11 protein-coding genes and 1 pseudogene are annotated in these 14,075 nt (G+C 74.8%); 2 read left to right on the forward strand and 10 right to left on the reverse strand.

Annotated features, from left to right (window positions below; all coding sequences use genetic code 11):
* Nucleotides 1-3,384, forward strand: a 3,384-nt coding sequence (cydC, locus tag AB0F81_RS46150; protein ID WP_360209875.1) for a thiol reductant ABC exporter subunit CydC, incomplete at its 5' end; no start/stop codon positions are given.
* Here the strand turns inward: cydC and AB0F81_RS46155 are convergent.
* The gene (locus AB0F81_RS46155; RefSeq protein ID WP_360209877.1) at nt 3,368-4,555 is read right to left on the reverse strand and encodes an acetyl-CoA C-acyltransferase; all 1,188 of its coding nucleotides are present in this window, start codon (nt 4,553-4,555) and stop codon (nt 3,368-3,370) included. The two genes, cydC and AB0F81_RS46155, sit on opposite strands and share 17 nt — an antisense overlap.
* An 89-nt stretch (nt 4,556-4,644) precedes the next feature.
* On the opposite strand from AB0F81_RS46155, the gene AB0F81_RS46160 reads away from it, so the two are divergent.
* Complete coding sequence (locus AB0F81_RS46160) at nt 4,645-5,193, forward strand: TetR/AcrR family transcriptional regulator (protein ID WP_360209879.1); 549 nt, start codon at nt 4,645-4,647, stop codon at nt 5,191-5,193.
* A 221-nt stretch (nt 5,194-5,414) separates the two neighbouring features.
* On the opposite strand, the gene AB0F81_RS46165 is transcribed toward AB0F81_RS46160, so the two are convergent.
* The 9 genes and pseudogenes from AB0F81_RS46165 to AB0F81_RS46205 form a co-directional block, all read right to left on the reverse strand.
* Complete coding sequence (locus tag AB0F81_RS46165) at nt 5,415-6,416, reverse strand: DNA topoisomerase IB (RefSeq protein WP_360209881.1); 1,002 nt, start codon at nt 6,414-6,416, stop codon at nt 5,415-5,417.
* Nucleotides 6,413-7,342 carry a glycosyltransferase family 9 protein gene (locus AB0F81_RS46170; RefSeq protein ID WP_360209883.1) on the reverse strand — a complete coding sequence of 310 codons (930 nt, stop codon included), beginning with the start codon at nt 7,340-7,342 and terminating at the stop codon, nt 6,413-6,415. The genes AB0F81_RS46165 and AB0F81_RS46170 overlap by 4 nt, the downstream gene beginning before the upstream one ends.
* Nucleotides 7,339-8,019, reverse strand: a complete 681-nt coding sequence (locus tag AB0F81_RS46175) for an SDR family oxidoreductase (RefSeq protein WP_360209885.1) — start codon at nt 8,017-8,019, stop codon at nt 7,339-7,341. Before AB0F81_RS46175 ends, AB0F81_RS46170 begins: the two co-directional genes overlap by 4 nt.
* Entirely contained in the window at nt 8,020-9,408 is a 1,389-nt protein-coding gene (locus tag AB0F81_RS46180) for a PfkB family carbohydrate kinase (RefSeq protein WP_360209887.1), read from the reverse strand.
* Nucleotides 9,405-10,007 (reverse strand): SIS domain-containing protein, encoded by a 603-nt coding sequence (locus AB0F81_RS46185; protein WP_360209895.1) that lies wholly within the window; start codon nt 10,005-10,007, stop codon nt 9,405-9,407. The genes AB0F81_RS46180 and AB0F81_RS46185 overlap by 4 nt, the downstream gene beginning before the upstream one ends.
* A 41-nt stretch (nt 10,008-10,048) precedes the next feature.
* Nucleotides 10,049-11,251 carry a glycosyltransferase gene (locus tag AB0F81_RS46190; RefSeq protein WP_360209889.1) on the reverse strand — a complete coding sequence of 401 codons (1,203 nt, stop codon included), beginning with the start codon at nt 11,249-11,251 and terminating at the stop codon, nt 10,049-10,051.
* Nucleotides 11,236-12,171, reverse strand: a complete 936-nt coding sequence (locus tag AB0F81_RS46195; RefSeq protein ID WP_360209891.1) for a glycosyltransferase — start codon at nt 12,169-12,171, stop codon at nt 11,236-11,238. Before AB0F81_RS46195 ends, AB0F81_RS46190 begins: the two co-directional genes overlap by 16 nt.
* The gene (locus AB0F81_RS46200; protein WP_360209893.1) at nt 12,168-13,775 is read right to left on the reverse strand and encodes an HAD-IIIA family hydrolase; all 1,608 of its coding nucleotides are present in this window, start codon (nt 13,773-13,775) and stop codon (nt 12,168-12,170) included. Before AB0F81_RS46200 ends, AB0F81_RS46195 begins: the two co-directional genes overlap by 4 nt.
* A pseudogene (locus AB0F81_RS46205) lies at nt 13,772-14,075 on the reverse strand (transferase); the annotation flags it as partial. The gene AB0F81_RS46200 and the pseudogene AB0F81_RS46205, both read right to left, overlap by 4 nt.

Below are 14,075 nucleotides of genomic sequence, written 5' to 3' on the forward strand. Positions count from 1 at the left end.
GGCAAGGGGCCGATCGACGGGCGGCTGCTGCGGCACGCCCGGGCCAGCCGGGCGGGGATCGCGCTGCTGGCGGTCATCGGAGCCGGGCAGGCGGCGGCCACCCTGACCATCGCGCTCGCGCTCTGCTGGATCGTCACCTCGCCCGGCGCGGCGGGAGTGGCGCTGCTCGCCGGGGCGTTCGCGGGGCGCGCCGGGCTGGCCTGGGCCGAACAGGTGGTGGCCCGGCGCACCGCGGCACGCGTCACCGACGAGTTGCGACGGTCCCTGCTGGCGACGATCGTGCGGCGCGGGCCCGCGTGGGTCGCCTCGTACGGCTCCGGCCGGCTCACCGCGGTCCTCGGCACCGGGCTGGACTCGCTGCGCCCGTGGTTCTCCGGCTATCTGCCGGCGCTGGTGCTCGGCGTGGTCCTGCCCCCGCTGGTGGTCGTCGTGATGGCCGTCGTGGACCCCGCGTCGGCGGTGATCGCGCTGCTCACGCTGCCGCTGATCCCGCTGCTCGGCGCGCTGATCGGCTGGGCCACCCAGGCGCGCGCGAAACAGCGGTGGGCGGCGGACGCGCGGCTGGCCGGGCACTTCCTCGACGTGGTGCGGGGGCTGGCGACGCTCAAGGTGTTCGGCCGGGCCGAACGGCAGACCGAGGTGATCGCCGACCTCACCGACCGGCACCGCAGGGCGACCATGCGGGTGCTGCGGGTCGCCTTCCTCTCCTCGACCGCGCTCGACCTGGTCGGCACGCTGTCGGTGGGGCTGATCGCGGTGCAGGCCGGGCTGCGGGTGGCGTCCGGATCGATGGAGCTCGCCCCGGCGCTGCTGGCGATCCTGCTGGCGCCGGAGGCGTACCGGCCGCTGCGGGAGATGGCGGCGCGCTACCACGCGGCCACCGACGCCACCGCGGTGATCGGCGACGTGGACAAGATCCTCACGGCGGCGACGTCGCGGCCGGAGGCGGCCCCGGAGCCGGTGGTGGGCGGGTCGACCCGGGTCCGGCTCGCGCTCAGCCCGCTCGCGGCGGGCCGCTGGGGTGTGCGGGTCACCGGGTTGCGGGCCCGCTATCCGGGCGGGAACGGGTACGCGCTGCGGCTGGACGAGCTGGGGGTGCGCGGCGGGGAACTGGTCGCGCTGCGCGGGCCGTCGGGCGCCGGCAAGACCACGGCGCTGCGCGTGCTGGCCGGGCAGCACCCGGCCGAGACGGGGGCGGTGGCGGTCGGCCGTACCTTCTATCTGCCGCAGCGGCCGGCGTTGCCGCACGCCCGTACGGTCGCTGAGGTCTTCCCGCCGGAGGCGACCACCGGGGAGATCCGGGCCGCGCTGCGCACCGTGGGGCTGGCCGGCGGCGAGATCACCGAGGCGACCCGGCTCGGGGAGCACGGCGGTGGCATCTCGTCCGGGCAGCGGCAGCGGCTGGCGCTCGCCGCGCTCCTGCACCGGGCCGCGGCCGACGTCGCCGGCGGCCGGCCCGGCCCGGTCGTGACGTTGCTGCTGGACGAGCCGACGGCGCACCTGGACGCGGCCGCCGAACGGCTGGTGATCGAGCGGCTGCGGCAGTTCGCCGGCCTCGGCTGCGCGGTTCTGGTGGTCGCGCACCGGCCGGCCCTGATCGCCGCCGCCGACCGGGTGGTCGACCTGCAGCCCGCGGCTTCCGCGCCGGCCGGCGAGCGGACCGCTCCCCCGCCTGCGGATGCCCCGGTCGTTCCGCGGGCCGGCGAGCGGACCGCTCCCCCGCCTGCGGATGCCCCGGTCGTTCCGCGGGCCGGCGAGCGGACAGCTCGCCCGCCTGCGGATGGCCCGGTCGTTCCGCGGGCCGGCGAACGGGCCGGGTGGCTGCGGCGGCCCGCCACGGCGGTGGCGCTCGGCGCGGCATCGTCGCTGGCCGGCATCCTGCTGACCGGAGCGGCGGCCTGGCTGCTGGTGCGGGCGTCGTCGTTGCCGCCGGTGCTGTCGCTGTCGACGGCGGTGGTGCTGGTCCGCGGCAGCGCGGTGGCCCGGCCGCTGCTGCGCTACCTGGAGCGGCTGGTCTCGCACGACCTGGCGTTCGCGCGGCTGGGGCGGCGGCGGGCGCGGGTCTACGCGGACCTGATCCCGCGGGTGCCGGGACGCGTCGCGCACCGGCGGGGCGACCTGCTCACCCGCCTGGTGGACGACGTGGACGCGCAGGTGGACGGGCTGCTGCGGGGCCGGTTCCCGGCGCTGGCGGCCGGCGTGACGATCGCGGTCGCGGGGCTGGCGGTGCTGCTGACCGCACCGGCCGTGGTGGTGCCGCTCGCGGTGGGAGTGCTGCTCGCGGGCGTGGTCGCGCCGGCGGTGGCGTCGTGGCAGGCGGCCCGGCTGGACGCGATGACCGGTGCGGCGCGGGCGCGGCTGCGGGACGCCGTGGTCGAGACGGTCGACGGGGTCGAGGAACTGGGCGCGGGATCGGGGCGCTCCGGCGTACCGGAGGAACGAAGCCGGACCCTCGCCCGCCTGGAGGCGCGGGCCGCGCGAGGCGCCGGACTGGCCGCGGCGATCGCCCACCTCGGGTGGGGGGCCGCGGCGGCCGGGACCGCGCTGGTGCTGGTCCGGTCCGGGCTGTCGGCGGAATGGAGCGCGGTGGTGCTGCTCGGCATGATCGCGCTGGGCGAGACCGTGGTGGCGTTGCCGGAGACGGCGATCGCCCGGCGGCAGGCGGCCGGGGCGGCCCGGCGGGTCGCCGCGCTGACAGCCGGCGAGGTCCCGTCCAGCTCGCCCAACTCGCTCGGCTCGCTCGGCTTGCGAGCCGGTGGCGGGAGCGCGGTCCGGGTCAGCGGGCTGGTCGCCGGCTGGGACACGGTGGCGGGGCCGGTGCTCGACGGGTTCACGCTGGACCTGCCGGCCGGGTCACGGACGGCGATCACCGGGCGGTCCGGTTCCGGGAAGTCCACCCTGGCGGCGGTCCTCGGCGGGCTGCTGGCGCCCTGGTCGGGCACCGTGGAACGGGCCGGCACCAACCCGCGGGTGGTGCTGGTCGGTGAGGAGACCTCGCACGTGTTCGCGTCGACCGTACGGGAGAACCTGCGCCTCGCCGCGCCCGCCGCGAGCGACGAGGAACTCACCGTCGCGCTCGCGCGGGTCGGGCTGGGCGACTGGCTGGCCGGGCTGCCGGACGGGCTGGGCACCTGGCTGGGCACCGGCGGCAGCACGGTGTCGGGTGGGCAGCGGCGGCGGCTCGCCACCGCGCGGGCACTGCTCGCCGATCCGGGGCTGCTGATCCTGGACGAGCCGACCGAGGGCATCGACGAGGCGGGTGCGCGAGAACTGATGGCGGATCTGCTGGACGCGTCGTCCGGGCGTACCGTGCTGGTCCTCGCGCACCGCACCGAAGGCCTCGACCTGGTCGACCGGGTCGTGAACCTCAGAGCCGTTCGATGATGGTCGCGTTCGCGGTGCCGCCGGCCTCGCACATGGTCTGCAGGCCGTAGCGGCCGCCGGTGCGCTCCAGCACGCCGAGCAGGGTCGTGGTGAGCCGGGCGCCGCTCGCGCCGAGCGGGTGGCCGATGGCGATGGCGCCGCCGTCCACGTTGACCTTCGCCGGGTCGGCGCCGGTCTCGGCCAGCCAGGCCAGGACCACCGAGGAGAACGCCTCGTTCACCTCGAACGCGTCGATGTCGGCGAGGGTCAGCCCGGCGCGGGCCAGCACCTTCGCGGTCGCCGGGATGATCCCGGTCAGCATCATGACGGGATCGTCGCCGACAGCGACCGCGGTGTGGATGCGGGCGCGCGGCCGCCAGCCGCGGCGCCGGGCGATCTCACCGGTGGTGATCAGTACGGCGGCCGCGCCGTCGTTGACCGGGCTGGAGTTGCCGGCCGTCACCTTCCAGTCGATCGCGCCGAACCGCTGCTCCCAGCGCGGGTCGGCGAACGCGGGCCGCAGTCCGGCGAGGACGTCCAGGCTGGTGTCCGGCCGGACGGTCTCGTCGGTCACCAGGTCGGTGACGGGAACCAGCTGCCCGTTCGCCGGGGCCGCGGCGGCCCGCTGGTGGCTGGTCAGGGCGAACTCGTCCAGCTGGGTGCGGGTCAGGCCCCATTTCCGGGCGATCAGTTCGGCGGCAATCCCCTGCGGGACGAGGCCGCCGGGATAGCGTTGGGTGATCAGCGGGCCGCCGACGTCGGCTCGTGCGCTGATCTCACCGGCGGCTCTGCTCACCACGGCCGAGCTGCCGATGGGGACGCGTGACATCGACTCGGCGCCGGAGGCGATGACGATGTCGTACCCGCCGGAGATCACCCCCTGGGCGGCGAAGCTGATCGCCTGCTGGCTGCTGCCGCACTGCCGGTCGACGGTGACGCCCGGGACGTGCTCGGGGAAGCCGGCGGCCAGCACCGCGAGCCGGGTGGTGTTGGCGGCCTGCTCGCCGATCTGGGTGACGGTGCCGCCGATGACGTCGTCGATCTCGGCGGGGTCGAGGCCGGGCACCCGGGCGGTGAGGGCGCGCAGCACGTGGGCGTGCAGGTGGACGGGGTGGAGGGCGGCGTACGCACCGGTGGGCTTGCCCTTGGCCACCGGTGTGCGCACCGCGTCGACGATGACGGCGTCTCGCATGGTGCCTCCCTGCTAGCTCAATCCATGACGGACCGATCGGTCCGAGTCTATTGTCCGATTGGACTGAGCGGTCCGTTAAACTCGTCACCATGGCACGCACCCCCGCGCCGGGCACCCGCGAGACGATCCTCACCGCCGCCGCCGGGCTCTTCTACGAGCACGGCGTCCGCGCCGTCGGGATGGCCCAGGTGGTGGAGGCGGCGGGCTGCGGGAAGAACCTGCTCTACCGGCACTTTCCGAGCAAGGCCGAGCTGGCCGCGGCTTACCTGGCGCTGGCCCGCCGCGAGCGGGAACGCTCGGCGACCGAGGCGCTGCGCTGGGCGTCCGGGCCGCGGGAGCAGCTGATCGCCCTGATCAGCGAGATCGCCGACATCGTCCGGCGGCCGGGATACCGGGGGTGCGCCTTCCGCAACTACCTGACCGAGTTCCGCGGGGAGGACGACGTTGCGGCCCGGGCCGCCAAGGCCTACCTGGACGACACCCGGGCCGAAGTGGACCGCCTGGTCGGCGAATGGGGCGGGGACGGGCTGCTCGCCGATCGCATCTGGTTGATCATCAACGGTCTGTACGCGGGACCGCCGAGCCAGGCCGGAGTAGCCGTCGACTGGGCCAGGGAGCTGATCGAAGCCGCCGGCTGAGCCTCGCTCGAGCATCGCCTTCAGCTCGGCGATGACTCTGGAGCTTCGAGCCGCAAGGGCAGGATCAAGCACGAGCTCGGCCTGACCGGCGTGCCGCACACGCACCACGCGGGAGAGGACGCGGCCGAGTTGGCGCAGGTCTTCCCGACGGTGCTCGATCGCCGGCCCGGCGTCTCAGGCGGGCCTGAATCAAGCAGAGCCTGAAGCAGGCAGAGCCTGAATCAGGTGGAGTCGTCGCCGAGTAGGTCCAGGACCTCCTCCTCGGTTTTCTCGCGGGGGGCGTCCGCGGGGACGTCGACGACGCGGCCCTCCTCGAAGTTCTCGATCACCCTCGGGTCGATGTAGGAGTTGCGGGCCACCGTGGGGGTGTTGCCGAGCAGTTCGGCCACCTCGCGGGAGGCCTGGGCGACCGCCTTCTTGCGCTTGGCCTTGGTGGGCTGCGGGCCCGCCTCGGCCAGGGCCTCGGCGGCCTTGACGGTGCCGTGCCAGGTGCGGAAGTCCTTCGCGGTCATCTGTTCGCCGCTGATCTCCCGCAGATAGTCGTTGATGGCGTCGGCGCGGATCTCCTGCCAGCGGCGGCGCGCCGGGTCCCAGTAGGCGAAGAGGCGGTCCTCGCCGCGGCGGCGGCGTTTGAGGTCGCGCAGCACCGTGCACACCTCGCCGTCGCCGACCGTGGCCGAGTGCGCGATCCCCGACTTGCCGGTGAACTCCAGCAGCACACAGCCGCCCTTGGCGCGCAGATGGTCGGGGCGCAGCGTGGACAGGCCGAACGACGGGTCCTCGTCGCGGGCGGCCGACTCCTCGCCGCCGACCCGGAACATGCCCATGTCGAGGAGGCGGACGATCGCGGCGAGGACCCGTTCCCGGGTCAGGCCGCGGCCGCTGGTCAGATCGGCGCAGAGCCGTTCACGGACCTCGGGCAGCCGCTCGGCCACCTCCAACGCGTGGTCGAACTTGGCGCGGTCCTGCTGTTCGCGCCACGCCGGGTGGTAGAGGTACTGCTTGCGGCCGGCGTCGTCGATCCCCGTCGCCTGGATGTGGCCGCGCCCGTCCGGGGAGATCCACACGTCCTTCCAGGCCGGGGGAATGACCAGGCCCTTGATCCGCTCGATCGCCTCGGGGTCGCGCAGCGGGGAACCGTCCCGGTCCAGGTAGGTGAATCCCTTGCCGGAACGGCGCCGGCCCAGGCCGGGCTTGCCGAGCTCGCTGCGCTTCAGTTTCATGGCGTCACATCCGCATGGCACACCTTCTCCACGGCGGCGAGGACCTCGTCCTCGGTGACGGCGAGCAGAGCGGGATGCACCGGGCCGGGCAGGTCGCCTCGCTCACTGCGGGTGCCATGCCAGATGGCTCGATGGTACGGGCGGCCGGCGGGCGGCCCCCAGCGCTGCGGGGAGACGGGACCGAAGAGCACCACCGACGGGGTGCGGTAAGCCGTGGCCAGGTGCGCGATCCCGGTGTCGCCGCTGATCACCAGACGGGCGCCGGCGACCAGGGCGGCCAGCTCGGCGAGTTCGGTACGCGGGACGCAAGCCGCGTCCAGCCCGGCTTCGTGCGCCACCCGTACGCAAAGGTCGTGCTCGGACGCGGAACCGGTGATCAGCACGCGGTGACCTGCCGAGCGCAACCCGCGGGCGACGGCCGCGAAGCGGGCCGCGGGCCAGCGCCGCGCCGGAGATTTCGCGCCGGGATGGATGATCGTCACGCCCCGCGGGACGTCCACCGCCGGCACGGCAAGGTCAAGATCTTCGGGCGAGCACGGTACGCCGTAGTAGCGCACCAGCCGGCACCAGCGCTGGACCTCGTGCTCGTCGTCGTGCCAGCCGGGCCCGTCGAGGTGCCCGGCCGGGCGGCTGGCGAACGCCCACAGCGCCTCCGGGGCCAGCGCCTGAAGCCGGCGGTGCGACTCCGGGCCCGACCCGTGCAGGTTCACCGCGAGGCGTGGCATGGCCGGAGCGGCGGTGAGCGGTTCGAGTTCACCGGCGGGAACTATCCGGTCGATGCCCCCGATCGTGTCGATCAGCGGGGTGAGCCAGGTGGGGGCGGCCAGGCTCAGCGTCTCGCCGGGGAAGGCGGCGCGGAGCCCGCGCAGGGCGGGCACCGCGGTCGCCAGATCTCCCACGCCGAGCGCGCGCAGGACGAGGATCACGGGTACGAGCTCTCCGTCTCCGCCGCCACGACCAGCTCACGGACCGCGCAACCGGCAGGCTGGCTGAGCGCGAACATGACCGCCGCCGCGACGTTGGCCGGGTCGTTGAGGATCGCGTCCGCCCCCGGCTTGTACTTGTCGTCGCGCTCGTCGAAGAACTTGGTCCGCATCCCGCCCGGGATCAGCAGGGTCACGTTGACCTGGCCGGCGAGTTCGGCGGCGAGCGCCCGGGTGAAGCCGACCACGCCGAACTTGGCGGCACAGTAGGCGGTGGCGTCGGAGACGGCCTTGACGCCGAGCGTCGAGGAGATGGTGACCACCCCGCCGTGCGACTCCTTCAGCTCCGGCAGCGCGGCACGGATCACCGCGGCCGTGGCGAGCAGGTCGATCGCGACGATCCGGTCCCAGGTCTCGCCGGGAATGTCGGCGAGGGTGCCGGGCACGTCCATGCCGGCGGCGGTGACCACGCCGTCGATGCTGCCGCCGGCCCGTTCGATCAGCTCACGGGTGGCGCGTTCGGCGGCGCGGGTGTCCGCCAGGTCGCACTCGATCCACTCGACGCCGTCCTTCGGCGGCTGCCGGTCGATGACGAAGGGGCGTCCACCCGCCTTGATCACCGCGTCGACGACGGCGGCGCCGAGGCCGCTCGATCCTCCGGTGACGATCACTGCGTCCATTTACTGTCCTCCCGATCCAGCGGTGCTCTTCTGAGCCGTGCTTCTCTGTGCGGTGGCGATCGTCTTGGTGGTGGACCTGCCGTCCAGGTAGGGGACGATCACGGTCTGCCCGCCCCAGCGCTCGACGACCTCGGACTCCGGCAGGGAGTCGTAGTCGCCGCCCTTGACCCAGACATCGGGACGCAGCCAGGACAGCACCGGCACCGGCGTCGGGTCGTCGAAGATGACGACGGCGTCCACACAGTCCAGCGCGGCCAGCAGCCGGGCCCGGTCGTCCTGGCCGGTCAGCGGGCGCTCCGGGCCCTTCAGGTTCCGCACCGAGTCGTCGCTGTTCAGGCAGACGATCAGGCAGTCGCCGAGCGATCGGGCGGCGCGCAGCGTGGCCAGGTGACCGGTGTGCAGCAGGTCGAAACAGCCGCCGGTGGCGACCACGGTGCCACCGCGCGCCTTGACGTCGGCGGCGAGCCGGCCGGCCAGGTCGGCGCCGATCCGGCCCTCGGACTTCTCGACCGGCTCGGTCTCCTCACGAGCGACATAGGCGCTGGCCGCCGCCACCGCCTGCTGCACCGCCTCGGAGACCAGGGCGCCGCGCGCCAGAGCGACCGCCGCGGCGGCCGCGAAACTGTCGCCGGCCCCGCACGTGTCGCCGTCGCTGACCTGCGGCGCCGGAATGACCAGCGGGGTCGGGCCGGAGTGGCAGAGCACCACGCCCTGCGCCCCGCGGGTCACCACGACCGCGCCGGCCCGCCAGCGCTGCCGCAACTGATGCCCGGCACGCTGGGCGGCGGCCAGCCCGGACCCGTGGCCGGCGTCGTCGGCGAGCCGTTTCGCCTCCGCCTCGTTCGGGGTGACCAGGCGGGCGTTCGGGACGGGCGGCGGGCCGTTCGGGTGCGGATCCCACACCACCGGCGCCCCCTTGCCGGCTGCTTCGATGGCCGCACGCAGCGCGGGATGCCTGGCCACCCCCCGGCCGTAGTCGCTGACCAGGATCGCCGAGGCGTCCCGGAACACGTCGAGCACCGCCTGCGGGGCGTCGCCGGGCGGCTGCGGCTCACCGCCGCGGTCCAGCCGCAGCAGCACCTGGCCGCCGGCCCGCAGACGGATCTTCTCCGGGGTGGCGCCGGGCAGCGGCAGGGCGTACACCTCGACGCCCGCGGCCGTGAGCAACTCGCTCAGCCGGGCCCCGCCGGCGTCCGCGGCGAGCGCCGTGACCAGCGCGACCTCGCAGCCGTGGGCTGCGGCCAGCAGGGCCGCCAGGCCCGCGCCGCCGGGCCGCTCGTGCACCCGCTCCTCGTCGAGGACCGGGGCCGGGGCGTCCGGGGCGATCCGGCGGACGCTGCCCTCGACGTCCCGGTCCAGCAGGGTGTCGCCGACGATGACGAGTCTCATACGGCGACCATCTCCTTCCGCTCGCCCGCCCGGACGAAAGGGAGCAGGTACCGGTCGAGGTACTCGCACATCACATGCACCGAGACCAGGTGCAGTTCCTGCACCACCTGGCTGTCCGGCGACGGGCAGCACAGCGCCTCGTCGCAGGCGTCGGCGAGCGGATTCGGCGCCTCGCCCACCAGCGCCCAGGTGTGCATGCCGATCTCCTTGGCCGCCCCGACGGCGGCGAGCAGGTTCGGGCTGCGGCCACTCGTGGAGAGCACCATCAGCACGTCGCCGGGGCGGCCGTGGGCGCGCACCTGGCGGGCGAACACCTCCTCGAAGCCGTAGTCGTTGCTGATCGCGGTCACCGCCGAGGAGTCCGGGGTGAGCGCGATCGCGGACAGCGGCATGCGCTCGTCGCGCAGCCGGCCGACCAGCTCCGCGGCCAGATGCTGGGCCTCCGCGGCGCTGCCGCCGTTGCCGGCGACCAGCAGCCGGCCGCCGCCCCCGAGATGCCGGGCCAGGTGAGCGCCCCACACCTCCAGGACGTCGGCTTTCTCGCGGAACGGCTCGATCGCGTCCGCCAGGCCGTTCAGGTGACTGTCCAGCGCACTCATCCGGTTCCTCTCGGTGCGGTCGTCTCTTCCGATGCGGTCGCTCACGCCGCCACCTCCCGGTCGGCGACGGTCGAATAGACGGCGGCCAGGCGCTCGGCGATGCGCGGCCAGGAATAGGAGGCGGCGGCGCGGTCCTCGGCGGCGGCCGCGTACGCGAACCGGCGCACCTCGTCACCGGCGAGCCGGCGCAGCGCCGCCGCCAGAGCCCGCGGATCCCGGGGCGGCACCAGGTCGCCGGTGACGCCGTCGACCACGGTGTCGGTCAGCCCGCCGACCGCGGTGGCGACCACCGGCACGCCACAGGCCATCGCCTCCAGCGGGGTCAGCCCGAACGGCTCGTACCAGGGGGTGGCGGCGACCATGTCGGCGGAGCGGTACCACCGCGGCATCTCGTGCGCCGGGACCGCGCCGGCCAGCCGGACCCGGTCGGCGACCCGGCAGTGTTCGGCCAGGGCGAGCAGACGGCGCGCGTACGGGTCGTCGCCGAGCTGCGCCGCCGGCGGACCGCCCACCACGACCAGCTCGGCGCCGGGCACCACGGTCAGCGCCCGGATGGTGTCCTCCACGCCCTTGCGCTCGACCAGCCGGGCCACCGTGAGGATCCGCAGCAGCCCGCCGGTGCGGGGCACCGCCGGGCCACGGGAACAGAACCGCTCGGTGTTCACCCCCGACGGCACCAGCTCCATCCGGGACCGGGGCACACCGAGTTTCAGCAGCTCGCTGATCTCGTCACGGCACTGGACGATCACCCGGTCGACGGTGCGGCCCAGGTGGCGCTCGTACCCGATCCGGTCCGGCGGGCTGGTGTCGGCGGCGCCCTGGTGGCGCCGCTTCACCGAACCGAGCGCGTGGAACGTCTGCACCACCGGCACCCCGCAGGCGCGCCCGGCGTCCAGGGTGGCCAGGCCGCTCATCCAGAAGTGCGCGTGTGCCACGTGCGGGCGCCACTCGTCGCGCCAGTCCGCCGCCATCCACTCGGCGAACTCCGCCATGTACGGCAGCAGCTCGTCCTTCGGCAGCACCTCGACCGGCCCGGCCGGCACGTGCACCACGTCGACCCGCTCCCCCATCGGCACGACGGTGGGCAGGTCGGGGCTGTCCCGCCGGGTGTAGACGCGTACCTCGTGCCCGTGCCCGGCGAGCGCCGCCGCCAGCTCGGCCACGTGCGAGTTCTGCCCGCCGGCGTCGACCCCGCCGAGCGCCGCGAGCGGACTCGCGTGCTCCGAGATCATCGCGATGCGCATGTCTCCTCCTCCAGCAGTCGGTCCCAGTCCGCGAGGAACCGGTCCAGGCCGTAACGGGTGAGCGCCACCTGCCGGGCCCGCGCGCCGAGGCGGGCCGCCGCCTCCGGCTCGTCGATCAGCCACTGCGCGGCGTCGACCAGCTCACTGACCCGGGTGGACAGCACCCCGGCGTCCGGCGGCACCGCGGCGATCGCCTCGGTGGTGGCCAGCGAGATCACCGGCATGCCCATCTGCATGGCCTCGATCAGGCTCAGCCCGAGCGACGTCCACCGGCACAGGTGCAGGTAGGCGCGGCGGCGGGCGACCTCGGTGTGCATCTCGTGCTGCGGCGGGTCGTCGTGAGCCGTCACCCCGGACAGCCCCGCCACGCCCATGCCGAACACGTCGAGGGGCGCCACCTCGGCGAACCGGGGGAACAGGTCGGTGCCGGTGACCCGGCCACGCCGGACCGGTTCGTTCGTGACGATCGCCAGGCGTTCCAGGTCGCCGGTCCAGCGGGCGTGCGGCTCCACGATGCCGTGCTCGATCACTGTTGTACGGGTGGCGCCGCAGTCCCAGAACAGCTCGTTGAAGTGGGTCACGTGCGCGATCAGCACGTCGTCCCGGTCGGCGAGCGGGTGCCGGGTGTTCGGCACGTCGCCCTTCGGGGTGTTGTGCTCCACGTAGATCACCGGCACGTGCGGCGGGATCAGGTCGAGCTCCTCAGGGCGCTGGGCGATCGCGACGTCCACGTCGCCCAGATCCTTGGAGCACAGTTGATCCAGGGGTAACTCCTCGACGGTGTCGGGCCAGTCGAAGGTGCGGGCCCGGCCCCGGCCCCAGGCGTCCCGTTCCGCGTTCACCGGTACCAGATAGCGGTGTTTGCCCTGGACGAACGAGGTCGTCCAGGAACCGTGCACGTGCCAGAGCAGGATGTTCACGCGGCCTCAGCTTCCGTTGTGGGGTGCGCGGCTGTTGGATGCGCGGCTGTCGCGGTCACGCCGATCCGGCGCACCGCGTCGAGGACGTCCCGCGGCCCGACCGTGCCCAGGCAGGGATGGCCGGGGACCGGGCAGCGGGTGGCGCGGGTGTCACGGCAGGCCGCGGCGGCGTCGCCGAGCCGGACCGCGGGCACCCGGTAGGGACCCCACTGTCCGTAGGGGACGGTGGGGGCGTACAGGCTGATCACCGGAGTGCCGACGGCCGCGGCCAGGTGCGCCGGGCCGGTGTTGGCGACGATCAGGCAGCCGGCGCCGGAGATCAGGGTGGCCAGGCCGGCGAGCGACATCGGCCCGGCATCGGTGCCGGCCGTGCCGGCGACGAAAGCCGCCAGCTGCCGCTCCCCCGGCCCGCCGGTCACCAGCACCCGGTGCCCGGCGGCGGCCAGCGCGGCCACGATCCGGCGCAGGTTCTCCGGCGGGCAGGACCGGGCCTCGCAGCTCGCCCCGGGATGAACCACCAGGTAGTTCTGCTTCTCCGCGCGCGGGGCCTTCACCCGCAGCGCGCCGTCGTCGCCGGCCGGCAACGAGAACCCCGCCGCTGCCGCGACGCTGCGGGCACGTTCCGGTTCGGGCAACCCCGGGGGTACGCGATGACGCACGTCCAGCAGCGAGCCGGGATAGTCCTCACTGATCGCCGTGATCCGCCCGACCCCGGCGGTGCGCAGCAGCAGAGCCAGCGGCAGCGCGGACTGGTGGAACGAGGTGAACACGACCGCCTCGTCCGCGCCGGCCCGCTCGAGCCGCTCGGTCAGGGCGCGCATGTCGCCGGCGTCGACCGGGCCGGGCTCGGGGTCGATCCACGGCAGCCGCCACTCGATGATCTCGTCGACGCCGGGCAGCAGTTCGGCGGCGGCCCGGCCGCGCGGGCCGCAGAGCAGCACCACCCGGTCGGCGCCCGCCTTCAGCGCCCGGATCGCCGGGCCGGTGACCAGCACGTCCCCGGCCGAGTCGGAACGGACCGCGAGAACGGTGCGCGGCCGGGCGGGGCGGGGCGCCGGGGTGAGCAGCGCCTGCCGGCTGAGGATCAGATCGGCGGCGGCGGGCAGATCGGTGGCGCGGTGCGGGGCGGCGGCGACCTCCGGCGGCAGGGTGACCTCGGTCGGCACCAGGATGCCGGTGGCGCCGGCGGCGAGGGCGGCCTCCATGTCACGGCCGATGTCGCCGATCATCACGCAGCGGGCCGGTGTCGTACCGAGTGCGGCCGCGGCCGCGGTGACCAGGCCCGGGGCGGGTTTGCGGCAGGAACAGCCGGCGGTGTCGTCGTGCGGGCAGATCTGCCAGTCGTCGAACGGGCCGAGCAGCTCGTCGACGCGGCGGTTGACCGCGGCGAGCTGGGCGGCGGTGAAGCGGCCGCGGGCCAGGCCGGACTGGTTGGTGACCACGCCGAGGCGCAGGCCGGCGGCGCGCAACCGGGCGACGGCCTCCTTCGCGCCGGGCATCGGGCGGACCAGGTCCGGGTCGCCGTTGTACGGCACGTCGACGATCAGCGTGCCGTCCCGGTCGAACAGGACCGCGTCGTAGAGGGGAGCGAGGGCGCCGGTCACCGGCGGGCCTCCGCCGGCTCGGCCGGTGCTGTTCGCTCGTCCGGCGTGCTCCGGTTGAGGATCGTCTCCGGAGCGGGCATCGGCCGGGCGGAACGCCAGTGCAACCAGCCCCGCAGCCAGTGGGTGACCGCGGCCGGGGGGATCGCGACGCTGGTCACCAGCATGGTGGTGACCTCGCGCGGGTCACGCGGGCCGGGCACGATGCGGGCGGCGGCGAACTCCGCGGTCCCGGCCGCCCAGGCCGCCGCGGCCGCACCAGCCGCCGCCGACCAGCCACGACGGCCGGTGAGCAGACGGGCC

The organism is Actinoplanes sp. NPDC024001, from assembly GCF_040638955.1.
In the GTDB taxonomy this organism is placed as follows: domain Bacteria; phylum Actinomycetota; class Actinomycetes; order Mycobacteriales; family Micromonosporaceae; genus Actinoplanes.